At 59.3% G+C, this 24673-nt stretch carries 22 protein-coding genes and 3 tRNA genes; 12 read left to right on the top strand and 13 right to left on the bottom strand.

Annotation, left to right across the window (positions count from 1 at the left end; genetic code table 11):
• Positions 1-164: 164 nt before the first annotated feature.
• Entirely contained in the window at positions 165-1340 is a 1176-nt protein-coding gene (locus tag AC1DK3_RS17375) for a tyrosine-type recombinase/integrase (protein ID WP_477193512.1), read from the bottom strand.
• 147 nt (positions 1341-1487) lie between these two features.
• Positions 1488-1572: transfer RNA gene (locus AC1DK3_RS17370), tRNA-Tyr, on the bottom strand.
• A gap of 111 nt (positions 1573-1683) precedes the next feature.
• On the opposite strand from AC1DK3_RS17370, the gene rlmB reads away from it, so the two are divergent.
• Positions 1684-2616 (top strand): 23S rRNA (guanosine(2251)-2'-O)-methyltransferase RlmB, encoded by a 933-nt coding sequence (gene rlmB / locus AC1DK3_RS17365; protein WP_477193511.1) that lies wholly within the window; start codon positions 1684-1686, stop codon positions 2614-2616.
• 83 nt (positions 2617-2699) lie between these two features.
• On the opposite strand, the gene AC1DK3_RS17360 is transcribed toward rlmB, so the two are convergent.
• From AC1DK3_RS17360 to AC1DK3_RS17350, 3 genes are all read right to left on the bottom strand, one after another.
• Positions 2700-3026 carry a hypothetical protein gene (locus AC1DK3_RS17360; RefSeq protein WP_339083911.1) on the bottom strand — a complete coding sequence of 109 codons (327 nt, stop codon included), beginning with the start codon at positions 3024-3026 and terminating at the stop codon, positions 2700-2702.
• 313 nt (positions 3027-3339) lie between these two features.
• The gene (locus AC1DK3_RS17355; RefSeq protein WP_477193510.1) at positions 3340-3672 is read right to left on the bottom strand and encodes a hypothetical protein; all 333 of its coding nucleotides are present in this window, start codon (positions 3670-3672) and stop codon (positions 3340-3342) included.
• A gap of 164 nt (positions 3673-3836) precedes the next feature.
• Positions 3837-5240, bottom strand: coding sequence for an exopolysaccharide biosynthesis polyprenyl glycosylphosphotransferase (locus AC1DK3_RS17350; protein WP_477193509.1), 1404 nt, complete (start codon positions 5238-5240; stop codon positions 3837-3839).
• Positions 5241-5722: 482 nt separating this feature from the next.
• On the opposite strand from AC1DK3_RS17350, the gene AC1DK3_RS17345 reads away from it, so the two are divergent.
• The gene (locus AC1DK3_RS17345) at positions 5723-6568 is read left to right on the top strand and encodes a WecB/TagA/CpsF family glycosyltransferase (RefSeq protein WP_477193508.1); all 846 of its coding nucleotides are present in this window, start codon (positions 5723-5725) and stop codon (positions 6566-6568) included.
• A gap of 26 nt (positions 6569-6594) precedes the next feature.
• Here AC1DK3_RS17345 and AC1DK3_RS17340 read toward each other — a convergent pair whose 3' ends face one another.
• On the bottom strand, positions 6595-6783 hold the full coding sequence (locus AC1DK3_RS17340; protein ID WP_477193507.1) for a hypothetical protein: 189 nt from the start codon (positions 6781-6783) through the stop codon (positions 6595-6597).
• Between the two features lie 936 nt (positions 6784-7719).
• Between AC1DK3_RS17340 and AC1DK3_RS17335 the strand changes: the two genes are divergently transcribed.
• Together AC1DK3_RS17335 and AC1DK3_RS17330 are read left to right on the top strand one after the other, a co-directional pair.
• Positions 7720-7794: transfer RNA gene (locus AC1DK3_RS17335), tRNA-Thr, on the top strand.
• Positions 7795-8366: 572 nt separating this feature from the next.
• Positions 8367-10943, top strand: a complete 2577-nt coding sequence (locus tag AC1DK3_RS17330) for a TonB-dependent receptor (RefSeq protein ID WP_477193506.1) — start codon at positions 8367-8369, stop codon at positions 10941-10943.
• Between the two features lie 790 nt (positions 10944-11733).
• On the opposite strand, the gene AC1DK3_RS17325 is transcribed toward AC1DK3_RS17330, so the two are convergent.
• Together AC1DK3_RS17325 and AC1DK3_RS17320 are read right to left on the bottom strand one after the other, a co-directional pair.
• A complete protein-coding gene (locus AC1DK3_RS17325; RefSeq protein ID WP_477193505.1) occupies positions 11734-12090 on the bottom strand; it encodes a hypothetical protein in 357 nt (118 codons plus the stop codon).
• Between the two features lie 224 nt (positions 12091-12314).
• On the bottom strand, positions 12315-12761 hold the full coding sequence (locus tag AC1DK3_RS17320) for a cupin domain-containing protein (protein ID WP_477193504.1): 447 nt from the start codon (positions 12759-12761) through the stop codon (positions 12315-12317).
• A 206-nt stretch (positions 12762-12967) separates the two neighbouring features.
• Here AC1DK3_RS17320 and AC1DK3_RS17315 point away from each other — a divergent pair, with 206 nt between their 5' ends.
• Complete coding sequence (locus AC1DK3_RS17315; RefSeq protein WP_477193503.1) at positions 12968-13909, top strand: hypothetical protein; 942 nt, start codon at positions 12968-12970, stop codon at positions 13907-13909.
• Positions 13910-13958: 49 nt separating this feature from the next.
• Here the strand turns inward: AC1DK3_RS17315 and AC1DK3_RS17310 are convergent, their stop codons facing one another.
• The 3 genes from AC1DK3_RS17310 to AC1DK3_RS17300 form a co-directional block, all read right to left on the bottom strand.
• The gene (locus AC1DK3_RS17310) at positions 13959-14405 is read right to left on the bottom strand and encodes a DUF1810 domain-containing protein (protein WP_477193502.1); all 447 of its coding nucleotides are present in this window, start codon (positions 14403-14405) and stop codon (positions 13959-13961) included.
• A 173-nt stretch (positions 14406-14578) separates the two neighbouring features.
• A complete protein-coding gene (locus AC1DK3_RS17305; RefSeq protein WP_477193501.1) occupies positions 14579-15484 on the bottom strand; it encodes an MBL fold metallo-hydrolase in 906 nt (301 codons plus the stop codon).
• 47 nt (positions 15485-15531) lie between these two features.
• Complete coding sequence (locus tag AC1DK3_RS17300) at positions 15532-16224, bottom strand: TetR/AcrR family transcriptional regulator (RefSeq protein ID WP_477193500.1); 693 nt, start codon at positions 16222-16224, stop codon at positions 15532-15534.
• Between the two features lie 250 nt (positions 16225-16474).
• On the opposite strand from AC1DK3_RS17300, the gene AC1DK3_RS17295 reads away from it, so the two are divergent.
• From AC1DK3_RS17295 to AC1DK3_RS17270, 6 genes are all read left to right on the top strand, one after another.
• Positions 16475-17329, top strand: a complete 855-nt coding sequence (locus AC1DK3_RS17295; RefSeq protein WP_477193499.1) for an ABC transporter permease — start codon at positions 16475-16477, stop codon at positions 17327-17329.
• Between the two features lie 4 nt (positions 17330-17333).
• Positions 17334-18164 (top strand): ABC transporter ATP-binding protein, encoded by an 831-nt coding sequence (locus AC1DK3_RS17290; protein WP_477193498.1) that lies wholly within the window; start codon positions 17334-17336, stop codon positions 18162-18164.
• Between the two features lie 107 nt (positions 18165-18271).
• Complete coding sequence (locus AC1DK3_RS17285; RefSeq protein WP_477193497.1) at positions 18272-19210, top strand: ABC transporter substrate-binding protein; 939 nt, start codon at positions 18272-18274, stop codon at positions 19208-19210.
• Between the two features lie 109 nt (positions 19211-19319).
• Entirely contained in the window at positions 19320-20681 is a 1362-nt protein-coding gene (glnT, locus tag AC1DK3_RS17280; protein ID WP_477193496.1) for a type III glutamate--ammonia ligase, read from the top strand.
• A gap of 10 nt (positions 20682-20691) precedes the next feature.
• Positions 20692-21459 carry a creatininase family protein gene (locus AC1DK3_RS17275; protein ID WP_477193495.1) on the top strand — a complete coding sequence of 256 codons (768 nt, stop codon included), beginning with the start codon at positions 20692-20694 and terminating at the stop codon, positions 21457-21459.
• A gap of 244 nt (positions 21460-21703) precedes the next feature.
• Positions 21704-21985, top strand: coding sequence for a hypothetical protein (locus AC1DK3_RS17270; protein WP_092869337.1), 282 nt, complete (start codon positions 21704-21706; stop codon positions 21983-21985).
• A 73-nt stretch (positions 21986-22058) separates the two neighbouring features.
• Here AC1DK3_RS17270 and AC1DK3_RS17265 read toward each other — a convergent pair whose 3' ends face one another.
• Both AC1DK3_RS17265 and AC1DK3_RS17260 read right to left on the bottom strand, forming a co-directional pair.
• On the bottom strand, positions 22059-22376 hold the full coding sequence (locus AC1DK3_RS17265) for a hypothetical protein (RefSeq protein WP_477193494.1): 318 nt from the start codon (positions 22374-22376) through the stop codon (positions 22059-22061).
• 152 nt (positions 22377-22528) lie between these two features.
• Positions 22529-22602 (bottom strand) — tRNA-Gly (locus AC1DK3_RS17260).
• 257 nt (positions 22603-22859) lie between these two features.
• Between AC1DK3_RS17260 and AC1DK3_RS17255 the strand changes: the two genes are divergently transcribed.
• Positions 22860-24551: an L-lactate MFS transporter gene (locus AC1DK3_RS17255; RefSeq protein ID WP_477193493.1), complete on the top strand. Its 1692-nt coding sequence runs from the start codon at positions 22860-22862 to the stop codon at positions 24549-24551.
• Positions 24552-24673 lie beyond the last annotated feature (122 nt).

Below are 24673 nucleotides of genomic sequence, written 5' to 3'. Positions count from 1 at the left end.
AGATATCGCCGTCTTCCAGGCGCGGATATGCGGCAGCATTGAGCCACACTCATAAAGGTCAGATGAGCGAGGAGACTGGCTCGTAGTTTACTGAGTAAGGCTATCCCCAGCGCGGGCAAACCAGACGAAGTAATCGCCAGTGACAACATCATACGTCAGGAACTTCATTTCCACGCCACCATTAACGCGCGCCGCTTCTCTAAAAGGTCCCCTCGCCTATAAGCTCCTTCGACCTTAATTTCGATTGTATGCGCGAGCGCCATTTCCACGATGAAGTTCGGGAAGCTCGTCGTCTCCGCAGCCCAGTCGCGGAACGTCGATCGGAAGCCGTGGACGGTAAGTTCGCCTCGGTTCATACGGCGCAGCAACATCAACATGCTCATGTTGCTCAGGTGCCGGCCGGGCTTTTCTCCGGGGAAGACGAACTCGTTCCGCTTGACTGTTTCCAGCACTCTGATGATCTCGACGGCTCGTGGCGATAGCGGCACGCGATGATCCTTGCCTGCCTTCATCCGCACCGCCGGCACGGTCCACATCTTCTTCCCTAGATCGAACTCACTCCACTGCGCACCCAGCGCTTCCGTGGTTCGAGCGGCCGTGAGAATGGTGAACTCCAGCGCTCTCGAAGTCAGGCCCGTTGCAGCTCGCAGCTCCGACATGAACGTTGGTAGGTCTTCGAACGGCATCGCCGCGTGATGCTCAACCTTGGCGACCTTCGACGGCTTCGGGAGCAGGTTCGCAAGGTGGCCACGCCAACGGGCCGGGTTCTCTCCTGAAAAGGCGCCACGTGCCTTCGCCCAATCGATGACGACCTCTATCCGGCCCCGCACCCGAGAGGCCGTTTCGGGCATCGAATGCCAGATAGGTTGTATAGCTTCGAGAACCATTTCGGTCGTGACTAGAGAGACCGCGACGCCGCCAAACTTCGGATAGAGATAGCGTCGAAGGGTGCTGTGCCACTGCTCGCAATGCTTCGCGTTCTTCCAGCTCGGCTCGTGCGCTGCCATGTAGGCTTCGGCGCATTCCTTGAATGTCATCGAGCGAGCCTTGTCGGCGGCGGCTTCCCTTTCCGCCAGTCGCTTCGCCTCGATCGGATCCTGACCGAGGTCAAGCAGGCGGCGCGCGTCACCAGCCAACGAGCGCGCGGTTGCAAGACTGACCGAAGTCACCGATCCGAGGCCAAGATAGCGCTGCCGCCGATCGAACATGTAGCGGAACACCCACGACTTGGATCCGCCCTTGTCCACCTTGAGATAGAGGCCGGCTCCGTCGGGATGCATCCCGACGGCCTTCACATTGGCAGCCTTGATCGCGTTCTGCCGGTACGTGCTTTTTGCCATCGCTCGTCCACGAATTCGTCCACGAATGCGCGACCGATGGTAGGCGATTTGCCCCGACGTCAATAGACGTCAGATTGGGATTTTCCCTGATTTTATTAGGTAATTTTCTCGTCAACCGACATCAACCGACACTGTCTGACGGGGTCTTGGTGGAGAGGGCTGGATTCGAACCAGCGTAGGCGAAGCCAGCGGATTTACAGTCCGCCCCCTTTAGCCACTCGGGCACCTCTCCCCAGGCCGCTATTTCGCGGCCGTAGAAATGAAAGCGCCCTGCCAATCGGGCAGGGCCTTCGCCCGGGTTATCTTCACGGGGGCCTTTCATGTCAATCGGAAAAGCGGCAATGTGCGCTTCGGCCCCCATCCCGTTGCCGAATTGGGTATCCCGAGCGGGCCGATAGCGATTAATTTTTCGAGGCAAGCCCTGCAGAAACCACGATTCAACAAGCCGTGGCGCGATAAGAAGCGCTCGAGCGACTTTTCATCTCGCCCCGGCGGACGGCCAGAAAATAGCCGAGGAAACGATCGAGGGCACGCCCGCGGCCACTCTGAGAACGAGGACGGCCCGATTCGGCTGTTCGGGCTCCATGCCGTCGAGGCCGCGCTGAAGAACCCAGCGCGCAAGGTCCTGCGCGCACTTCTGACCGAAAACGCCGAGCACCGCCTCCTGGAGGCCGTCGGCAAGATCGAACTGCCGATCGAGCGTGTCTCACCGCGTGACCTCGATAAGCTTCTGGGCGCCGATACCGTCCACCAGGGGGCCGCCATCGACGTCGACCCGCTGCCCGAACCCGACTGGCACGATCTCGCCGAAGCCGCAGGCGGACGCCCCCTCATCGTTCTCGATCAGGTGACGGACCCACACAACGTCGGCGCAATCTTGAGGTCGTCGGCCGTCTTCGGCGCCAGCGGCCTCGTCATGACGCGCCGGCACAGCCCTCCCCTCAACGGCGTACTCGCCAAGTCCGCGTCCGGCGCCCTCGAACTCGTTCCCGTCGCCCTCGTCGCCAATCTCTCGCAGGCCCTCGCTGAGCTGAAGGATGCGGGCTTCGCCGTCATCGGCCTCGACAGCGGCGGCGAGCAAAGCATCGAGACGCTCGATTGGTCGCAACCAACGGCGCTGGTGATGGGGTCTGAAGGCAAGGGGCTGCGCGAGCTGACCCGCAAGACCTGCGACAGCCTCGCCCACATCACGACCGACGATACGCTCGCCAGCCTCAACGTCTCGAACGCGGCAGCGATCGCGCTTCACACGGCGCTGCTCGCCCGCAAGAAATAAAAGCGGAAAAATGAAAGCTCAAAAATGAAAACGGCCGGCGCGTTCCCGCGCCAGCCGCTAATTCTCAACCGAACCGATCCCGCCTAATCGCAGATGAGCGGCCGTTCGCAGAGGTACCGTCCGCCGCGGCAGACGGTATCGCCGAAGTCGTTTTCAAAGCACCGGCGCCCGGACCAGCGGCACTCTTCGCGGCCACGGTAGCAACGGCCCTCGTCATAGCGCGAATAGTAACGACGGTCATAATCACGGGAAGCAGCTGCGGCGCCAAGAATGCCAAGACCGATGATACCGGCGGCAACGCCAACACCGACGCCTGAGCCACGGCGAGCCTGCGCCTCTGGAGCGACGGCAAGCATCATTGAAGTCGCGACGGCAAGCGCCATCATCGCGTTGCCAATTCTTTTCATCATGGGTTGTACCCCCTCACCAAGTTACTCGAACGCCTGCATGTCCCGCTAGCAGGGGGATATTCTCAAAATACCAATGAACATGTTCTGAACGAGCACTGCGAATACTCCGCACGAGCATTCGCGCGTGCCTTCGCGGTAAATCAATGGGGCCGGAACGTCACAAAATAGGAACCCAAATTCAGACACAAACGAAAACGCCCAGTCCTAACCGGGACCGGGCGCTGCAAACGCTTATGGGATATGACGACGTCGACCCAAGGCCGCGCCACCGGCCCGCTCCGCGCAGCGGAGAGCCGGCGCCAATCAGCCGGGATTACCAGTCGCCGCGACGATGGCCGCGGTAGTGCAGCCGGTGCCATTCGACGTGATGATACCGCCGGTTCGGCGCGCCCCAAGAGGCGTAATAGGGCGGCAGCGGCCCCTTGTAGCGGCGGATGATGGGGGGACCCCACTCGCCGGAGTTGTAATAGGGATAATAGCCGCGCGGATCGTAATAATACGAGTAATAGTTCTCAAGCGCCGGATTGGGACGGTAGGCGCGCGGCCGAAGATCAGGGCTGTCCAAACCCCAGGCCGCCACCTCGCCAGTCGGCACTGCAGAAGCCGCAACAAGCGCGGCGAGCGCCATCAAGGATTTAAAGCGCATTGGGTGAACTCCCCCTGTGGTTCCAGCTGCCTTCGCGGAACACTACGCAAAGGGTCCGAGAATCGTTGCCCAGAGTACCTTAAGATCGGTTGAAGACCATCGGGCGAAGTCTCCGCCAGTGCGGAATCCGCCGCCCCCGTTACATCTCTGCAAGAGCCCTGAAATTACCGGGCGTTGCGTTTGGCCTTCGGTGAAATCAACGTGAGCAAGAGAATGTAGAGGTCGAAACCGACCGAGCAATTGTCGATGTAATAGAGATCGTGGTCGACGCGCTGCCGCATCGCCTCTTCCGTGCGGGTCTCGCCGCGGAAACCGTTCACCTGCGCCCATCCCGTGATGCCGGGCTTCACGTTCAGCCGCCGGGGGTAGCGCTCGATATGTCTCTCGAAATAGCGGTCATGCGCGACGGCATGCGGGCGCGGACCAACGAGCGACATTTCGCCCTTGAGAACATTGATGAGCTGGGGAAGCTCGTCGAGAGATGTCCGCCTCAGGATATTCCCGAGAGCCGTCACGCGACCATCGTTCTCCGTCGCCTGAACGATCACGTCCCCGTCGTCGAGAGACGTCATCGTGCGAAACTTCCAGATCTGAAATTCCGCGGTGTTGTATCCACGCCGCCGCTGCTTGAAGAACACCGGTCCACGGCTATCCAATTTTATCAGGACCGCGATCACCGCGAACAGCGGGCTGAGAAGAGTGAGCGCGACACCCGCAGCCACCATATCGAACCAGCGCTTCGTGGCAGCTTCCAGCGGCCCGAGCGGTGGCCTTGTCAAAGAGATGGTCGTGGTTTCGCCGAAACGCGCGATGCGTGCGTCCTTGAACCCGCGCACAAAGCCGCTCGTGCTCAGGTGGAGAGCGACGGGCAGAACACTGAAAGCATTGACGGCCCGCTCCAGGAACTGGCTGCGCACGAGTTCGTGCGAAATGATGACCTCTTCGACGCCGAGCATCCGCGCCTTTGCGATGGCCGCATCCAGAACGGAGTCGATCTCATTGGGCTCTTGCGCAAGATTGGGAACTGTCGTCCGAGCGATGACCCAGAACCCCGCCGCAGCGCCGTTGATCTCTCTTTCGAGCGCGGAGACGTCGCTGTCCGTCGCCACGATCATCACCTTCCGCCAGCGAATCCAGCCGCGCGACATGATTTGAACCGCGGCGCGGCTGAGCGCCGAATTGAACGCCAGCACACTGGCAAGCCCCGATACGAAAAAGACGGCCAGCCATCCGTGCGAAAACTCTTCCGTGCTGTTCGTCAGAAAACCGATGACCGCGAGACCGATGAACACGAGGCTCCACGTCAGAAAAACGCGCCCAGGACTGCGTCGTCCCTCCAGCAGCACCTCGATGGCGTATTCGTCGCGAATGAGAAACGCCAGACTATAGCCGAGCCCGGCGAGGATCCCGGCCGCCGCGTAAGTTTGGCCGAAGCCGGCCTCGCCATTGACCACACAGTCGTAGGACATCCCGGTCGCGATCGCGATCAGCACGATGCCGGCAAGCTCGGTTAAAAATGCTGCCGCACGGAAACCCGATTGGGTCAGAGCAAATCGCGAGAACCTCATGAGGTTCGGCGAAGCAAGTTGTCGAACAGTTCCAAGCACTGATAAGCGTCCTGTCACACCGGCAGGCAAAGCCAAACGTCCCGCCGCATGACGACAATGCATTTGCCGGGCCGTTGCGACGCGGAATGCGGTTTCCCTTCGAGCAATGCCCGACGGAGTCCGCACCCGTGCAATGGTTGCAGAAGCACCAAAGCGCCAAAAAACCTTGTGAAATCCACCTGTTGCGTGAGAATTATGCGGCTCTTAACCGGATTGCTGGGGCGTCCCGCAAAATATTGCGGCACTCATCTCTCGCAACGATCGCTCCTTGGGCGGAGCGTTTCGAAGCGCGTCGCGCATGACGTGCGATATCGGGACGACCGGCCACAAAATGGAACAGATCGGCGACGCGATACCCGCCCCCCGCGCCCCGTTTTCGCGAGGCACGGGAATTGCTCCGGCACTGCCCCTCAGGGACATGACAGCCGGATCAGAGATACAAAGTGCAACAGAAGAATACCGCCGCCCGCGCATTGGTGGATCTGCAATCCGAGAGCATCGCAGAACAGCCGAGCCCGCCCCTCGCACACGTGGGCGGCTGGCCGATCAACACGCCCGACATGGACACGGCGATTGCCGCGGTCATCAAACGAGCGAGAGCGAGAGACGCCTTCACCGTCTTCACTTTGAATCTCGATCATCTCGTGAAGCTTCGCAGCGACGAACGATTTCGCCTGGCCTATCGCGAGGCGGACATCGTCACGGCAGACGGAGCGCCGGTCGCTTGGCTCGCGCGCATGCAAGACCGCAGCATCGTTCGCGCCACCGGCTCCGACATGCTCTTGCCCTTGCTCGATGCGGCCGCAGACGCCCATCTCCCCGTATTTCTTTTCGGTTCCACCGAGGATGTCCTGGCAAAGGCCGCGCACGAAATCGCCGACCACACCGACGGACTTCTGAAAATCGCAGGCATGCTCTCTCCCTCTCGCGCATTCGATCCGGAGGGCGCGGAGGCTGACCGCGCCATCGAAACCATTAGAAGGTCGGGAGCCCGCATCTGCATCGTCGCCCTCGGCGCGCCGAAGCAGGAAATCTTTTCCGCGCGCGCCCGCGCCAAAGGATTGGCGTGCGGCATGGTCTGCGCAGGAGCGTCCCTCGATTTCGTTGCCGGCGCGCAAGTACGGGCGCCAAAACTGTTCCGCAAACTCGGCTTCGAATGGATGTGGAGGCTGGCAACAAACCCGCGCCGCCTTGCGAAGCGATACGTCGAATGCGCAATTCTACTCGGCGGCCTCGTCGTCGCGGGCTTGGCGCAACGGCGCCTTCCACAGCCGAGATCCCGCGTGTGATCTACCGAGCGTGATTGAATTGAAAATCAGTTCGGCGAATGAGCCGGCAACGGCGGATGACGATTGTCCCCACGACGGTTTCGTGGCCGAACATACATGATGGTCGCCGCTGGACACTTGGCCTTCAGTTTGAGCGCAGCCACGAGGGCGTCGTCACCATCGATGAGGACATGCCCGAGCTTTCCTTCCGACTTGAAACCCACGGCGAACTGCATGCTCAGACCTCCTCTCGTCGGCGTGACTGTACCACGTTCCGGGGAGGCTTCGCACTGTCGGTCTGCACAAGAAGCGAAGCATCGCACAACCGCTTGATTTTCTTCGGCAAGCCGCCCCTCCGCAATCGCAATCCGCCTGCTTTTTGCTCCAAAAGCGCGGCTTTGCCGATTTTCCCCAACTGATCGACTTGGTTCGCGGCGAAATTCTTCTTCGGTCGATGGTGCGATTGCCGACTGCGATGTGTTCGACGCTGTTGAAATCGATATGCTCATAGCCGACGCCAAGAATGATGCTCTGCGTCGTGCCCGATCCGGAATGAGTTGATCTTCCGCGCACGTATCCCGTATGGCGTCAGTCAGGTTCATAGCGGAACCAAAGAGAACCTAGCGCGTTGAGGCAGGTTCGTTATGTCGAAATCGGGAGAACAACTTTGGGTATCAAAAGCATCGCGTTGTGTGCTGTGGCTGCGTCGATCCTTTCGGCGACATCTGCATCGGCAATCACAGTAGGCGCGCCTGCACATGTCGCAGCTTCAACTGCGATCCAGCAAGTCGACTACAGGAACGATCACAGAAACGTTCACGGCAAACATCACGGAAAAAAGTCCTATTATCATAAGCGGCACCGCAAGGGCCCGCCCAAGGGTTGGCATCGCTATGACAGGCGGCCGGGCGACTGGAGCCGTCGTGGTTGCATGGCGATCGGACCGGTCTGGTGGTGCCCGTGAGGGCTCGCTTCTAACGGGAAGCAGAGGAAGCAGAGAGCAATCTCTGCTTCTTTTTTTGTCCGATCGGCCCGCGTCACCGGAGATGCGGCAGGGCGCTTGCACACCACCCGCCCCGTCGAGTATCAAGCGCCTGCGCGAAGTCGGGCATCTCCTGGCACGTCGCAGCCAAAATGACGCGCCCGCCCGGGCGGCGCCGTAACCTTGGCAAGCCGGCTTAGCACAGTGGTAGTGCACCTGATTTGTAATCAGGGGGTCGTAGGTTCAAATCCTACAGCCGGCACCATGAATTTCAATAATTCAGGCTGCTCTCCGAAATTGCCGAAAATGGCTTGGGTGCCCTCCGGATGCGATCAGTGCATCGATAAGCCCTCGGCGCCTTTCCGACACCAAAGGCAACTGACGATTTCAACCGACGAGTTCGATTTGCGTAGTCGTACGCTGAACGGCTGACGCTCGTCCTGCCAGCAAGCTTCTTTGCCGCGTCCCGCCACTCATTCGATCGGCGCCAAACGTTGGCTGCAATCCCAACTTCGAAGGCGCCTGATAGTTGACTCCAAAGCCGCCCTTAGGCCTCACGCCAAGCACATCTCGGTTGAGGCCGATCGAAGTGCCGGATCACAGTCGGTTCGCTAGTGTTGCCAAGTCTGCTCGGGAAGTTTTTCCCGATTTGTCGGATCGGCCGGAAAGTATCTATTCTACAACACTTCAAATCGGAACGAGCTATACGGATCGTCGGGAACATTGACCTAATATACTCAAGAACTTTTCCTGCTTATGGGAACAAGAGTCGCGATTGCCGGGTCACTGCTGAGGCAATGGTCCGAGTGATACGCGTCCGGGAGCAGGGGGTCGTTGATGTCAACGCGCATGGTCACCATGGCGCCAGCAGTGGCGCTTGCATGCGTCGTGTTCGGAGCGTCCGCTGTTCTGGCTCAAGACGCCGGCGGGTCAACGACAACTCCGAGCGGCCTTCCGAGCGCCCAGACGTCCCAAGCGCCATCGACCGGCGCACCGGCTTCACAATCGACAACGCCTGGACAAGCCGCCGCTCCGGGTACGACGTTGCCGGATGTGGAAGTGATTCAGCAGCAACCAAAAGCCCAACCCAAGCCAGTCAAGCAGGCAGCCAAAACAAAGAAAGAGCCGGCGACACCAGCGCCTCCGCCAAGCCCTGCCGCTATCGAAGCGGCTGAGCCATCTCAGATAAAGATGTCCCCTGTTGCGGGAAGCGAAATTCCTCTCGAAAAAGTTCCGAACGGGGTCGCCAGCACGACGGCAGCGGATATTCAACGCACTGGCGCTGTGACCGCCCAGGACGTTTTGCAAGCACGCGTGCCTGGCGTGATCGTCAGCGATCTGCAGGGCAATGGGTTTCAGACCGATGTGCAGTATCGTGGATTTTCTTCCTCGCCTGTCAACGGTGTGCCGCAAGGCTTAGCCGTCTATCAAAACGGCGTCCGCATCAACGAGGCGTTCGGCGACATCGTCAACTGGGATTTCCTGCCATCGAACGCCGTCTCCAGCATGACGGTGATGGGCAGCAACCCTGTGTTCGGATTGAACGCCATCGGCGGTGCGATCAGCGTCGACATGCGAGACGGCTTCAATTTCCAGGGCGCGGAATTTGACGTTCGCGGCGGTTCGTTCGGGCGCATCCAAGGTTCGGGGGCGGCCGGCGCGCAAAGCGGCAACTGGGCCATGTTCATTGCGGCCGAGGACATCAATGACAACGGCTGGCGCCAATTTTCACCCGCCGAAATTCACCGCATGTACGCCGACCTCGGGTTCAAGAATCGCGAGGCCGAGTTCCACGTCAATTTCACGGGCGCGGATAACTTCGTCGGCGCTGTATCGGCAGCGCCCGTTCAGTTGCTCGATGAGGGTTGGAATCGCGTCTACACCAATCCGCAGACCACCCAGAACGACATGGAGATGGTCTCGATCAATGGGTCGGTGAAGGCAACGAATACGCTGACGTTCTCCGGCGTTACGTATTACCGCCATTTCCAGCAAGCCCACCTCGACGCCAATATTTTGGAAGTGGAAGCGTGCGGCAACTTTCTTTGTCTTGATGGCGATCCGTTGACCTCCGCAAACGGTCCAGTACCTTCATCCGTCGGTGGCGGTGCTCCTATAGGATCGCTAGATCGGACATCTCAAAACGCCGACAGTTTCGGCGGATCGCTGCAGGCCGTCGAGAAAGCCAAGCTTTTCGGCCATAACAATCAGTTCCTGATTGGCGGCAGCATCGATCACGGTCACGTCGCCTATGGAGCAAGGAGCGCCCTCGGCACAATCGGACCGGATTTTGTCACCTCGCCACTCGGCATCGGCCTGACCGGGCCGGATGATATTTCGCCGCGCAGCCTGACGACGACCAACGATTATTACGGCGTCTATTTCACCGATACCTTTGACGTCACTGATCGGCTCAGCCTCACTGTCGGCGGACGCTATAACTTCGCAAGAGTGACGTTGGAAGACAAAACCGGCGACGATCCATTCTTGAACGGGTCACATACCTATCAGCGCTTCAACCCGATGGGCGGGCTAACCTATCAGCTGTCAAAAGGGCTGACCTTTTACACGAGCTATGCCGAGGCTAACCGAGCACCGACGCCGGCGGAACTTGCATGCGCGGACCCGGAAAATCCGTGCCTCATCGAGAGCTTCCTTACCGGCGACCCTCCGCTGAAACAGGTGGTGTCGCGTACGGGCGAAGTCGGATTCCGCGGCGAAACGTCAAACGCGCTGAGGACCGACAAGATCGACTGGAGCTTCGGACTCTTCAGAACGCTCAATCAAGACGATATCATTAGCGTTGCCTCCCCGACGTCCGGGCGTGGCTTCTTCCAGAATGCCGGCGACACGCTGCGTCAGGGCATTGAAGCTTCGATCAGCTACCAGACGCAGCGTCTGTTCCTCTATGCAAACTATGCTTTCATCGATCCGACATTCCAGTCGTCGCTGGAACTCGCGTCGCCGAACAACCCATCACCCGACGTGGTGCCCTGCTCAGGCGATGCGACCGAGAACTGCATCAATGTGCGTCCGGGCGACAGGATCCCGGGCATTCCTCGCCACCGCTTCAAGGCAGGGTTTGATTATTGGCTGACGCCAAAATGGAAATTCGGCTCCGATCTCGTTGCGGCAAGCGATCAGGTTTTCTTCGGTGACGAGTCGAACCTGAACAAACCACTCGCAGGATATGCGCAGGTAAACCTGCACACGTCATATGACATCACCAATCACATCCAGATTTATGGGTTGATCAACAATCTCTTCGACCACCACTACGGAACTTTCGGAAACTATTTCGACACGGAGGAAGCCTCCGAAGCCTCTCTCGGTACGATCGATTTCACCGACGCACGAACCATCGTCCCCGCGATGCCATTCGCGGCTTACGGAGGCATGAAGTACAAGTTTTAGGATCGCGCGCCGAATTTCCGAGGAAGGTGATGCGGGCCCAACGCGGGAGTTGATCAGCATGCGACGCATCATCACCGCAACGTCGCCTGTCGCAAAAGCTATAAAGAAATGTCGTTTGCTGTGTGCGGAGGGATATTTCGGGGGGACGAATATTTGGTGCTAAATTGAATAAAAGGTAGTCCAATTAATGTCACTTTCCACCCGCTCCGTAATTATCGTGTCTACGCCTGGCTGCGTTCCCCACCACATCAGAAACGCGCTCCTCAATACCGGAGCCACAACACACGTTTTCAATAGCTATGCCGCTGCATTGACTCTGCTGCGACGGAAGAAAATCGACACCGTCGTGATTCAATTCGCGCGCGACACGGCCACCGTCAATTTTTGTGAAGCCGTACGGTCTCTGAATGTACCGGTGGTCTACGCTTCACCATCCACAAACTGAGACATCAAGGTCCAAACTCCCGATAGCGGCCGGATTTTATCTCAGAGCCCGGTATCGTGATCAGGAGCAAAACCACCGGTTGCTCGGCGAGCGTCGCACTATCTAGTCGGCGCCGCCGTTTCGTGGAAATTTTTCAATTGCGAAGCGGGTGGTGCGCCTTAACGGCATCAGGATTGAAGTCGGCAAAGTTATCCACAGAACTTGACAGTTCTGTCAGTTGAATTTGACAGCGCAAGGGAGGACAATAATCAGCATACTGTATTGATATTTCAGCACGTGTCTATATTTCAGACAGGGGGTATCTTTTTAGATATCCCCTTTTGGCTGACCTCGCTGGTCGATCGGTTATTCCAAATATCTCACGGCTAATCCCGTCCCGCTCACACTCCCCCAGTCCCAGAGCCCCATTGGTACGTCATTGTACTTGACGTTGATTACGGCATCGGCGCCCAGGGCCAGCGCCTGTTTTTGCATTTCCCAGCGAACATTGTTTGAGTCCGCGTACGCGTATTGCGGATGGCCCTTCTTGATCGAAACGGCGAGCGCTTTGATGACCTTGTATTTCCGCGATGGGCTGCCTTCGACAATCGTAATTTTATCAGCCGCGGTTTGACCGATTGAAGCCAGACCTGCGCATCCCGCGGAAAGAAAAACAACCAGTCCTGTCGCGGCCAAACCAGCAGCCAACGTGCCTCGCATCATTACCCCCCTCAAATTCTCCGGGAAAGAATTAGCACGAGGATAAGGCGGCCGGAATTGACGCCGCCTCTGGATGATCCGTTACCTGACGGATTGATCGCACCTGTGACACGGCAAACACAAATTCCGCCGCAGACTAAATCCACTGCAGCCTGCACAGGATCGGGAACGAGGCCGGAGGCAGGCTCAACGCGCTGCCTTCTGACAGAACTCAGCCTTGCGGTTGATCAATCACGATCTTCTCGATGATCGCTTCTGTTACGGGGATCGTCGTGGGGATCCAAATATTCTAGACCCAACGGACCGACGGCCGTTACCTGAGTGACGTATTCACCGGATTTTGCCCAATGAAAGTGAAACGTGTCGCCGGGTAGAACGACGACGCTTCCAGGCGGATAGGCTTGCAACTTGTCGCCGTCGAATTGATCGCCAAGGCCTATGTAAAAAATACCCGAGATGACCGTGTAGACTCGGTCCTCCGGGTGCATATGCGGCATCAGCTTTATGCCGGATGTGACCTTCACCCTTATCACGTAGGGCGCAGCCTCCGCAGGCTGCCCGACGACGACGGCAAGCCGGACCGATGACGGAAACGCGGCGAAAGGCTTCCAGTCGATATCTTCAGGCAGCGTCGCTTTGAATTCGCTCTGTCCGGGCTGGTGGGTCCGGCCCATGCAGCCTCCAGCGTTTGCTGCTGTTCTCGCACTATCGCTCTTCACAGAAGAAAGACAGGCGGTGATAAAGATAATCTAAAAGCGGGCTTTCTCTATTGACGCAAACATCGGAGCGCGCCCCGCGTGCCCCAGTGAGGGAAACGCGGGCCGCGCGGTGGACCGCTGCCGTCTCGGATCGCCAAATGTCAACGTGAGGATCAACGAGCGTGACCGAAATAGCCTTGGGTATAGTCGGCGCATTCTATGCGTTCGCGGGATGGTTGGCGACGCGAGCAGCTCTGACTTCCCTCTTCATGGACCAGGCCATCGCCAGCATCTCAGGACAGAAGCCGGAAGCCGCCGAGATGGCGCAGAGCTACTGGCTCCTCGCCGCCGCAAATCTCATTCTCGCCGGCGGCGTTGCCCTGGTCATCCGCACTGACGTTGCGATGTGGCTGTTCCTCCTCTCCGCGATTGGCCAGGCATTCTATTTGTATTACCTCGCCCCGCGCGTCTTCGACCTCGAAGAGCCGCCTGACGCCACCGGTCGCGCGCAGACGCGCAACGCCTTCGTGCTCTATCTGGCCGCCACCGCGTTTGTCGTTTGGGCGGCGAGCCGGGACGCGCTGAAGAGCTGGCAGGACGTTCCGGGCCCACTCCTCGCTGCCGCGGGTGCGGCCGTTCTCGCCCATTTTGGCTATGTTCTCTGGATGGTCGCCGGCCCCGGCAGCATGCGCGCGTCGGCGAGCCCTTCTCCGCTCGCCTGGCCTGACGACGAAGCACAGCCTGACGACGCCGCCCCCTCAGTCTCCGGGAGCGACCCTTCGCAATCCCGTTCGATCAAGGTTATGGCCGACTACCACGCTTATCCGCTCTGGGCGATGGACGAGCACCTTTACGGAGATTTTCCCCCGGAACAGCTCGGACTGTCGCCCGATCTATCGGCATCCCTCAACGCCTGGGCGGATGCCTTCACTTCGTCATTGAACGGCGATGATCCAGCCAACAGTCTCTGGTCGGATGAGCAGCATCGAGCCCATCAGGCCGAGGCGCGGCCGCTCGCTCTTCGCATCAGGAGGGAGCGACCCGATCTCAAGGTCTACGTTGCAGACGGCGCAGGGGATTTTGTCGAGGTAGGAACCAATCCAGCGGAAGAGGCTGAGCGATAACCAGCGTCCGAGGCACGGTCGGCGAATTGAATGCTCAGCCAGCCAATCATCATGCGTCTTTGCTGATTTTACCCAGAAGCGCGAGTGTCTTTCGGTCGGGGCCGTTGCAAAACGTGTACAGCGCGCGCGCATAGATGCTCTCGTGACTCGTCACCGACGCGAACAGCGTCATCGACGAATGGAACTTCAGGTTGTCGGGCGTGCCCAGAATATCGATCAGAGATTTGTCTCTGTGATCGAGCATGAGGGCCGTCACCTGAGCAAGGCGCGGCCCGAGGACCGGATGGCCAATGTAGGCCAAAGCTTCCTCATAACTTCCGATGCCGAATTTCTCCGACATGGCGCTTGAGCCGAGACCGCGCAGCTGAGGAAAAACGTACCACATCCAGTGCGACTGCTTTTTGCCACCTGCGAGCTCCCTCGCCGCACGGGCGAAGCTGTCCGCCTGAGCATTGACGAACCGTTCGAGGTCAAAGGGATCGGCGCGATTCTCCATTTACGGTCCTCAGCGAAAGCATGCCACACAGCCGCTCGAGATTTCCCCCAATAGGCTCTATAATGACAATGTTATCGCAAATCCGCAAAAGCTCGCACTTTTCTATATCGACGCCGCACGCGACGATCGTCCACGCGCGAAATATACGTAGACGGCCAACCTTGCTTCCAGCGTCAGCCGCCTGCCCGCGTTAACGCCCGAACCTTCGCAATGTTCGTCCGATGAACGGCCTCATAAGGTTCGAAATAGCTGATCGCTCCACGAGCCAACGGCTCGGCGAGAAAAGCTTTGAGAGGTAACCTCGCCAGCTGATCGTCATCCCCAGCTTCAATCAGACGTTCGACGTAAATACGCGTCGCGTCGATCAAACCGGCATCGTAGCCCAGCCCCGCTATGCGCTCAGGCGCGCCGTGGTTCGGAAGAATGCGCGAAAAATCCCAACTCGCCAGCTCTGCTAGCCCATCAAGATGCTGCACCAGACGGTCAGGCTCGTCGACATACGTGACCGTATCTTCGAGCGTGTCGCCGGCAAGCAACGTTCCGTCTCCGGGCAAGTACATCGCGACGCCGTCACGACTGTGAATATCGAGCGGCCGCAGCTCGATTTCGACATCGCCGCAGCTCAATTCGAATCCGCCGGAGAACGTCGTCGTCGGCAGAACGAGCGGTRATATTCCGGGCAACCCATCGAGCGTTCCGGTCTCGATCGCCTTCTTCTTATCGATAAGCAAACGCGTGGTTTCCTCACACGCGATAATTTCACAGTCATCAAAAACCGCGTTGCCCGCGACGTGATCCAGATGCCAATGGCTCAGCACAACGCGGATATCGCGAACACCGCGAGCTTCGAGCTCCCGCCTGATGGCTCGTGCATGCGCGAGAGACAAGTGCGTGTCGTAAACAACCGCCGACGCGCCGTCGACAACCGCGTAGCTGCAAATGCCGAGCGCGTAACCGCCGTCATCAAGCCAATTCGGCTCAGACGAATGATACCGCTTGCCCGGCACGCGGCCATCATAGAAGCCAATCAGATTCTTGCCGAGTTGCAGGACCCTCAGCGTCTCAGGCTCTATCTCCATCGGGCCCTCTCCATTCATGAAACAGCGAACACCGATGCGCGGCGCGCTCACTTTTTCCGCTTCAAATGCGTATTCAAGAACGACCGGAGCTCTCCAATCGCGACGATCGGATCGAAATCCTTCAGGATCATCGCACGCGCACAAACGCCGTCGAGAAAAGTCGAGATGAAGCTCGCCGTCTCTTCAACATCGACATTGCGGAAATCACCCCGCGCAATGCCCGCAGCGAGCGCCGTCTTCAACACATCCCTTTCGTCAAGATAGAACCGCCTGATGGCCTCGTCGATTCGCACATTGCGTTTCGATATCTTGGCATAGTCGATAGCAATCTTGATGAGATTCGATATCGTTCTGTACTCCTTCACGTGAATATCGAGCCACCCGTAGATGATGTCGCGAGGACGCTCCAAGCCTTCCCGCGACAAACGAAACTGCTCGAACGCCCTTTCCACGGCAAGAGTTACGGCACGCCGGAACAGCTCTTCCTTGCTTCCGAAATAATAATAGATCAGCGCGGGATTGAAGCCGGTCGCATCGGCGATGTCCTTCGTCGTGACCAACGAAAACCCGCGATCGGCAAAAAGATCGAGCGCAACCGCGCAGATCTTCTTTTCCGCATCGGGCGAAGCACCATCGAGCCTTGGACGTCCAGCGCGCACAACGCGCTGTTGGCTTGGCGCTTTTGACGCCAGCTTCCGGCGTTTCCGCGCGGCAGCCGGCGAAGTGCTTTCAGTGCTCAACGTCGAGTCTCCCTCGATCTCAATTGTTCCGACGTTCCTATCAAACCCAAACACCCGCTGTCAGCCCTGCCTCAAGAATGTGCGCGCTGGTGCAAAGATTGTTCGAAAATGCTGCACTTTACGCCGCACAAACACTTGCTCGCGGATATTAATCCCACGTTTAATTAGCGCAGCTCAAGCGCAACTTTGACAGCAAACAAACCAACTGCCCCTGAGCCCGACCGATCAGCGTTTGGACCGGAAAATTTGGATGGATGCTTCGCCTTTAAAACTTAATGCCCCACAGGCGACCAAGGCTGCAAGAGAACAGCCCAGAGCAAAGCGTCAATGGACTCTGCGCGGCACACTGACCAGCCGCCAATATGCGCTTTACGCCTTCCTCGGCGTCGCCACGCCGATCCTCGTATGGGCTTTCGTCAACGAGGCCGGCATCGTACCGAAAATGTTCATGCCGGGGCCGCTCGACGTGCTGAAGCGCTTCTGGTCGTGGATCGCGAATGAAGGATTCGCCGGCGATCTCACGATCAGTGTTCAGCGCGTTTCGCTCGGCTTTCTCGCGTCTCTCCTTGTAGCGCTTCCGCTCGGACTCGTTGCCGGCACGTTCAAGCCCGCAGAAGCGTTCCTCGAACCGGCCATGGATTTCATCCGTTACATGCCGGCCGTCGCATTCGTTCCGCTGATGATGCTGTGGTGCGGCGTCGGCGAGAATTCCAAAATCGCAATCATCTTCGTGGGCACGTTCTTTCAAATGGTGCTGATGTTTGCCGATGACGTTCGCAAAGTGCCGATGCAGCAGATAGAGGCGGCCCAGACGATGGGCGGCACGCGACGGGAAATTCTTTACAAGGTCATCTTTCCCTCCGCCGCACCTGCGCTTCTGACGACCTGCCGCATCACCCTTGGATGGGCGTGGACCTATCTGGTCGTCGCCGAAATTGTCGCCGCCAACTCCGGCCTTGGCTACGCGGTGCTCAAGGCCCAACGCTTCCTGCAAACGGACAAGATCTTCGCAGGCCTGATCGTCATCGGATTTCTCGGCCTGATCCAGGATCAGCTCCTCCGCGCCCTCCACCACGCTCTCTTCCCCTACCTGCGGAGGCAATAGGCGAATGACCAACACCATCGAGATCAAGCACGTCTCTAAAAGCTTCGACGGAAAGCGAGGCCGCAACCTCGTCCTCGACGACGTGAGCCTGTCGATAGCAGCCGGAACGTTCGTCACGATCGTCGGCGCGTCGGGCTGCGGAAAGTCAACGCTGCTGAGGATCGTAGCGGGCCTCGAGTCCGCCGATGACGGCATCGTTCTCGTCGGCGGCAAAGAGATTGACGGCCCGGGCGTCGATCGCGCCATGGTGTTTCAGGACTACAGCCTCTTCCCGTGGCTGACGGTCGAGCAGAATGTCCTTTTCAGCCGCCGTCTCGGCGCCAACAAATACGACAATCTCGCGCTCGAGCGCGACGCCGAAGAAAAACGCGCTGCGAGACTGATTGCGCTCGTCGGCCTATCCGCATCGCAGGATCTTTATCCCTCGCAACTTTCGGGCGGCATGCGCCAGCGCATCGCGATCGCGCGCGCGCTCATGTCGAAGCCGTCGATCATTCTGATGGACGAACCGTTCGGCGCGCTCGATGCGCAGACCCGCGAGGTCATGCAGGATCTCGTGCTGGACGTCGTCGAGCAGGAAGGCACGACGATCATGTTCGTGACTCACGACGTCGAGGAAGCTCTCTATCTCGGCCGGCAAGTCGTGCTCATGTCCCCGCATCCAGGTCGCATCGACACGATCTATGACGTGCCGCTGCCGGACAAGCGCGACGCTGACATGCGCGTCGACCCCCAGTTTCTCAAACTCAAGCGGACCGTGATGGACCGGATCCGCGAGACGGTTGGCTTGTCGCTCGACAGGTCTGCATCGCGAAGCGTCGAAGCCGGTGCATGACGCCCGGCGCCCTTAACGGAGGAGTATCCCAAACTATGCGTAGGCTTTTGTCACGGCTACGGACTGTTGGAATAGGCAGCGCATTGGCGTTGGCCGGAATGGCGTCCATGCACGCGAGTTCCGCACGCGCCGAAGAGGTCAACCTCGCGACGGTCGCATGGATCGGCTACGCGCCATTCTACGTCGCCGCCGAAAAGAACATGTTCGAGAAATACGGCATCAAAGTCGCTCTCAAGGACTTCGCCGACCCGGCGCTCATTCCGGCCGCCCTTCAGAGCGGCGGCATTCAAGGCGCGATGTACACCTACGATCAGGTGATCAATCTCGTCGCCAACGGCAACGCCTATCGCGTCGTGATGCCGATCGACTATTCCAACGGCGCCGATGCAATCCTCGCCCAGAAGTCGATCAAGTCGTTGGCTGACCTCAAGGGTAAGAAAGTCGCCTATCCGTTCGCAACTTGCGACAACCTTCTCGTCGCCTATGCACTGCAGCAGGCGGGCTTGACCGAAGCCGATGTCGAAGGCCTCGACACGACACCCGAAAGCGTTGCTGCGGCCTTGATCGGCGGCGCGGTTGCGGGAGCGACCTACGAACCCAACGTCAGCAAAATCCTGAAGCTCGACGCCAACGGCGGCTACCACGCTCTGTACACGTCGGCGTCCGCTCCCGGTCTGATCACCGACGTCCTCTACTTCTCGGTCGACTACATCGAGAAAAATCCGAAGACCGTCGAAGCCGTGATCAAGGGCTACATCGACGGGATGGCGTTCATCAAGGAAAATCCCGACGAAGCCTACGCGATCGTTGCGAAATACTTCTCGACGTCGGTCGACGACGTCAAGGAACAGGCGAAGGGCGCTTACAATATTCCAGTCGCAGAAATGGCCGGATATTTCGCTCCGCGCGACGATGCAAAATCCCTCTTCACGTCGGGCAAGTTGATCGCTGACGTGCTCATCAAGCGCAACCAGATCAAGGCGGCGCCGAAGATCGAGGACACCTTCGACGCGAAGTTCGTCAGCGCCCTCATCGCCGCGAAATAACGAACGGCCAAACGAACGAACCGGCGCGGCTTAGGTACAGCCATCGGCTTTGCCGCGCCGGCCCGACACTCCCCTCAAAGCCAAAACGAACCTCGGAGACGATAAGAAAATGGACGCCGTCGTTAAAAAAGGACGCACGCCGCTCGAAGATCAGCTCGCATCGCAATGCGTGAAGTACCTGCTCGCCAGTTACGTCGACCTGCACGGCGTGTCGAAGGGTAAGGCCGTGCCCGTTGCGCACCTCGATCGCATGCTCGGCGGGTCGGAGCTATGCACGGGTGCCGCTCTCGAAGGCATCCCGCAGGACGTGAGCGACGAAGAAGTTGCAGCCCACCCCGACCCCGCCTCTTGTACCGTTCTTCCCTGGAATAAGGACATTGCCTGGTTCGCAAGCGATCTCTGGTGCAGGGGCCAGCCCTTCGAAGCGTGCAGCCGCAATATCCTGAAGCGCGCGCTCGCAAAGGCCGATGCAATGGGATACGGCATGAACCTCGGCATGGAAGCCGAATTCTTCGTGCTGAAAGACGACCCAGCGCTCGGGTTCACGCCGCTGTCCGATCGCAAGCACCTCGAAAAGCCCGCCTATGACGTCACGCGGACGCTCGACAACATGGGCTGGATCGGCGAACTCGTCGACGCCATGAACGGCCTCGGCTGGGACGTCTACAGCTTCGACCATGAAGACGGTATCGGACAGTTCGAAATCGACTTTCGCTATTTCGATGCGCTCTCGATGGCGGACAAGTTCGTGTTCTTCCGTCTCATGGCTCACGAGATCGCCCGCAAGCACGGCGGCTTCGCAACCTTCATGCCGAAGCCCTACGCCGACCGCGCAGGCAGCGGCGCGCACTTCAACATGTCGCTTTCGGATAAGAAGACCGGCAAGAACCTGTTCGCCGATCCGGCCGACCCGCGCGGCTGTGGCCTTTCCAAGCTCGGCTATCAGTTCCTCGCCGGCGTCATGAAACATCTCCCCGCGATCTGCGCCGTGGTCGCTCCGACCGTGAACAGCTACAAGCGCCTCGTCTTGAAGGGTTCGATGTCAGGCTTCACCTGGGCGCCTGTTTGGGCCTGCTACGGCAACAACAACCGCACCAACACGCTGCGCATTCCGCAAGGCGGCGGCCGCGTCGAGTTGCGAGCCGCAGACAGCGCCTGCAATCCCTATCTCGGTGCAGCGCTCGTCCTGGCCGCAGGTCTTGAAGGTATTACGAACGAAATGGATCCGGGCGATCCGCACACCGAGAACATGTATCTGAAGAGCGAAGCCGAGCTCAAAGCGATGGGCATCCACCACCTGCCGCGCACGCTCGACGAAGCGGTCTCCGCTTTCGACGCCGATCCCCTGAGCGAAGAAACGTTCGGAGCCGCGATGAAGAAGACCTGGGTCGACTACAAGCGTGACGAGTGGCTGAGCTACCTCAATCACGTCTCCGACTGGGAACGTGCCCGCTACCTGAAGTTCTACTGAAGGCGCGCCGATGAATTGGGCGGAAAGAACCTGGACCGAATTGCCGGGCGACTTGGCGAATGCCAGCCACGCGGCAATTCTACCCGTAGGCGCGACCGAGCAGCACGGACCGCATCTCGGCACAGGCATGGACTACGTTTTGGCGGACCGTCTCTGCCAGAAAGTTGCAGAACGAACGAGCGTTCCGATGCTCCCCGTTCTGCCCTACGGCTGTTCCATCGGTCATAGTCGCCGCTGGCCCGGCACGATTGCCCTTCAGCCGATAACGCTGATCAATGTCGTGAAGGAGATCGGCGACTGGGCCTATCACAGCGGCGTGCGGCGGCTCTTCATCGTCAACAGTCACGTGACGAACGCCGCGCCGCTGAGATGCGCTCTCGAGATGCTTCGAGCCGAGCATGACGACATGATGATCGCGCTTATTAACACGGCGACGGTCAGCGACCGGGTGCGCGCCGCGCATTTTGCCGACGGTGACGACTGGCACGCAAACGCCGCCGAGACGTCGCTCATGCTCGCGGCAGCTCCCGAAATCGCAAGGCCCGATTTGATGGCAAGCTCGGATGATCCGGATCGCACAGACGGTCTCGTCTTTTCACACCCCGTGAACAGAACGAGTCTCAACGGCGTCACGGGAAAACCGAGCCTCGCGAACGTTAATCAGGGCCGCGAGCTTTTCACCTGGATGGTCGAAGACCTCGCCGCAATCGTAGAGCGAGGCAAATCCGAACGGCCGCCGATTGATGCGTCTTATTTCGGCGGTCCGGCCAGGAGTTGATCGGACGAATTGATCGCCCGGCTTGATTGGCCAAGAGTCGGGCGAGAGTGGCGACATGGGCACCACCTACCGCCACATACCTCCTCGCTTCTGAAGGGGCGTGCACCCCTTTCATCGCCATGCTAGCCTCGCGTGGGCGGCCGAGTTCTGTCTCAGATGATGACAACATCAGGCGCCTGAATGGGCCGGATTGCTTCGAAAGAACAAAGCCGCTGGCTCGTCCTTTCGAAACCAGGAGGGTGGTATGCCGAACTTTGGAATTCCTCGCCGGGTCGCGTCGGATTTCAAGGCCGAATCTGTGTCCGTCAATTGGAGACGCGGCCTGTTTCGAGTCTGGATGCTGATCTCGGCAGGATGGATCATGGGATGGACGATCTACCTTATACTCGAAGGCGTCCAAGGCAGCCTGAGCACGAGAGGCGATTTCATCGAAGTCCCAATATTGCTCTTCGCCCCGCCGATTGCGCTTTGGCTATTCGGCTTGGCCGCAGCCTGGGCGATCCGCGGATTCGAAGTCGAGAGATAAAAACCGCGGCACCAATCGGCGACATCGCAGCGACGAACGAATTAGAAAATCTGGCCGGCCGCAGCCGGCGCGATCACGTCGCGTCGGATTGCGCGCGTGCGTGGTCGGGCGAGCCTTTCGTCTTCCAGAAGCGGTGAGCGCGCGCTTCTTCGTTGTCGCTCTTTGTGAGCGTCAAATGCTCTGCGAGTGCTTTCGAATCCTTGATAACGTCTTCCCAGGTCAGGTCGGCAGCCTGCAACATTTCGGAAGCCTTCAACGCCGCCGACGCCCGCTCGCCTTCATTGGGAGAGGCGAGCATTGCGCAGAGTTTCATGAAGCGGGAAACGTCGAGAGCAACCGGACGCCGCTCGGCCGAACCGACGGATTGACTGCGACGACGCCACTTGGCCATGTCACCCTCTGAAAGCCGTGCCTCAAGTCTTAGGCGTACCCAAAGTCTTGTACTCCGCGTTTCGACAGCTTGGTAGTCACTTGCGCGACGTCCAGCGAAACACGCCGGCGCACTTATACGCCTTTGAATTTATGGAAGAATTTTGGCGATGTTGGAGCGGGTGATGGGAATCGAACCCACGTATTCAGCTTGGAAGGCTGCTGCTCTACCATTGAGCTACACCCGCGCCGCGGCGAATTCCGCGTTTTGTAGCGAATTTTTTCTGATCCGCAACGACCTTTGACGAGCGCCGCGATGTTGACCACACCTTGACCCACCGCCTGCCACCATGAATGCCACGGCAAAACGCTGTCATAACGGACAAGATTCAGCACCCAACGTGCACAATAGAACGCGACCCGTGTTGATTGTGTCGCGCCCCCCATGCAAAAAAGACGGAAAAAAGCAGCCGCGAACTGCCACTAAATTTTGGGGGGAACAACGATGACTGTAACGAGCCCGGCGGATGCGTCCGCTCCCGGTTTGCTTGATCGAGAACGTATCGTCGCGAAGGCCGGCTTCAATCGCTGGCTCGTCCCGCCAGCGGCTCTCGCGATCCACCTCTGCATCGGCATGGCATACGGCTTCTCCGTTTTTTGGAAGCCGCTGCAAGCCGCGCTCCTAGGCGCCGACGGCAAACCTCTGCCTGAATGCTCCGCGGGTGCGGTCACCTTCAGCGAGAAGGCGGCAGGCACCCTCAAAGCTTTGAGCGCCACTGACTGCAATTGGAGCCAGTTCGATCTCGGCTGGATGTTCACATTTTTCTTCGTCCTGCTCGGCGTCTCCGCCGCTATCTGGGGCGGGTGGCTTGAACGGGCGGGCCCGCGCAAAGCAGGCGTCGTCGCGGCAATCTGCTGGTGCGGCGGTCTCGTCATTTCCGCCTTCGGCGTCCACCAGCATCAGCTTTGGCTCATGTGGCTCGGCGCTGGCGTCATCGGCGGCGTCGGCCTCGGACTGGGCTACATCTCGCCGGTATCGACTCTGATCAAATGGTTCCCCGACCGTCGCGGCATGGCAACCGGCCTCGCCATCATGGGCTTCGGCGGCGGCGCGATGATCGGCTCGCCGCTGGCCACGCTGCTCATGAGCCACTTCAAGACAGCAAGCGATCCTGGCGTCTGGCAGACCTTCCTCGTCATGGCCGCGATCTACGCCGTGTTCATGCTCATCGGAGCGTTTGCCTATCGCCTGCCGCCGGCCGGATGGAAGCCGGAAGGCTGGACCCCGCCGGCGTCGACGAACGCAATGATAACGTCGAACCAGGTGCATCTCGCCAACGCCCACAAGACGCCCCAGTTCTGGCTTTTGTGGCTGGCGCTCTGCCTCAACGTTTCGGCTGGTATTGGCATCATCGGGGCCGCTTCTCCCATGTTGCAGGAAACCTTCGGCGGCGCCTTGATCGGTCATCCCGAACTTGCATTCGCCGATGTCAAAAAGGACGCCGCCCTCGCAGCACAAGCCGCGGGCGTCGCGGCCGGGTTCGTCGGCCTCATCTCGCTCTTCAACATCTTCGGCCGGATTGCATGGGCTTCATCGTCGGACGCGCTCGGCCGGAAGCAGACCTACTTCATCTTCTTCGTCCTCGGAGCGGTGCTCTACGCGCTCGCGACGCAAGCGGCCGAATGGAAGTCGCTGGCGCTCTTCGTCGCCTGCTTCTGCATCATAGCATCGATGTACGGCGGCGGCTTTGCGACGATACCTGCCTACCTCGCTGACATGTTCGGCACTCAGTTCGTCGGCGCCATCCACGGCCGTATCCTCACCGCGTGGTCGACAGCCGGCATCGTCGGCCCCGTGATCGTCAACTACCTGCACGACACCCGGCAGGCGGAGGGCATTCCTGCCGATCAGATCTATGGACCCATATTCTACGTGCTGGCGGGGCTGTTGGTCGTTGGATTCCTCGCTAACCTGCTCGTGCGTCCCGTTAATCCGAAATGGAACATGACGGACGCCGAAATCGCCGAAGAACGCGCCAAACTGCACGAAAAGGGCGGCGCCAAAGCCTCAGGCTCGTTCGGCATCGGCAAGGGCGGCATCGATGTGAAGGCCGTGCCGTTCTGGCTCCTCGTCCTGATCCCGCTCGGCTGGGGAATCTGGATCACGGTGCAGAAAACCGTCGCACTATTTGGCTAGAAGCTCTGCTGGCGCGTGCAGCCTGCTCACCGAAGGCAGGTTGCATGCGCCATCAAAGTTGATTGGTTCGAGAGCCCGTCACACATGGCCGCGCTGGCTGTCGGCTCCGCCTAGCGGTGTCG

It is taken from the genome of Hyphomicrobium sp. 01T421 (genome assembly GCF_056398805.1).
Note: the sequence above shows the minus strand (reverse complement) of the source record. Positions and strands in the feature narration are given on the sequence as shown.

What these genes read in the sequence shown, in the direction of transcription:
- AC1DK3_RS17375 (WP_477193512.1), bottom strand. Translation starts at nt 1,340, where the DNA reads ATGGCAAAAAGCACGTACCGGCAGAACGCGATCAAGGCTGCCAATGTG.
- AC1DK3_RS17360 (WP_339083911.1), bottom strand. Translation starts at nt 3,026, where the DNA reads ATGATGAAAAGAATTGGCAACGCGATGATGGCGCTTGCCGTCGCGACT.
- AC1DK3_RS17355 (WP_477193510.1), bottom strand. Translation starts at nt 3,672, where the DNA reads ATGCGCTTTAAATCCTTGATGGCGCTCGCCGCGCTTGTTGCGGCTTCT.
- AC1DK3_RS17350 (WP_477193509.1), bottom strand. Translation starts at nt 5,240, where the DNA reads ATGAGGTTCTCGCGATTTGCTCTGACCCAATCGGGTTTCCGTGCGGCA.
- AC1DK3_RS17340 (WP_477193507.1), bottom strand. Translation starts at nt 6,783, where the DNA reads ATGCAGTTCGCCGTGGGTTTCAAGTCGGAAGGAAAGCTCGGGCATGTC.
- AC1DK3_RS17330 (WP_477193506.1), top strand. Translation starts at nt 8,367, where the DNA reads ATGTCAACGCGCATGGTCACCATGGCGCCAGCAGTGGCGCTTGCATGC.
- AC1DK3_RS17325 (WP_477193505.1), bottom strand. Translation starts at nt 12,090, where the DNA reads ATGATGCGAGGCACGTTGGCTGCTGGTTTGGCCGCGACAGGACTGGTT.
- AC1DK3_RS17320 (WP_477193504.1), bottom strand. Translation starts at nt 12,761, where the DNA reads ATGGGCCGGACCCACCAGCCCGGACAGAGCGAATTCAAAGCGACGCTG.
- AC1DK3_RS17310 (WP_477193502.1), bottom strand. Translation starts at nt 14,405, where the DNA reads ATGGAGAATCGCGCCGATCCCTTTGACCTCGAACGGTTCGTCAATGCT.
- AC1DK3_RS17295 (WP_477193499.1), top strand. Translation starts at nt 16,475, where the DNA reads ATGGATGCTTCGCCTTTAAAACTTAATGCCCCACAGGCGACCAAGGCT.
- AC1DK3_RS17290 (WP_477193498.1), top strand. Translation starts at nt 17,334, where the DNA reads ATGACCAACACCATCGAGATCAAGCACGTCTCTAAAAGCTTCGACGGA.
- AC1DK3_RS17285 (WP_477193497.1), top strand. Translation starts at nt 18,272, where the DNA reads ATGCACGCGAGTTCCGCACGCGCCGAAGAGGTCAACCTCGCGACGGTC.
- glnT (WP_477193496.1), top strand. Translation starts at nt 19,320, where the DNA reads ATGGACGCCGTCGTTAAAAAAGGACGCACGCCGCTCGAAGATCAGCTC.
- AC1DK3_RS17275 (WP_477193495.1), top strand. Translation starts at nt 20,692, where the DNA reads ATGAATTGGGCGGAAAGAACCTGGACCGAATTGCCGGGCGACTTGGCG.
- AC1DK3_RS17270 (WP_092869337.1), top strand. Translation starts at nt 21,704, where the DNA reads ATGCCGAACTTTGGAATTCCTCGCCGGGTCGCGTCGGATTTCAAGGCC.
- AC1DK3_RS17265 (WP_477193494.1), bottom strand. Translation starts at nt 22,376, where the DNA reads ATGGCCAAGTGGCGTCGTCGCAGTCAATCCGTCGGTTCGGCCGAGCGG.
- AC1DK3_RS17255 (WP_477193493.1), top strand. Translation starts at nt 22,860, where the DNA reads ATGACTGTAACGAGCCCGGCGGATGCGTCCGCTCCCGGTTTGCTTGAT.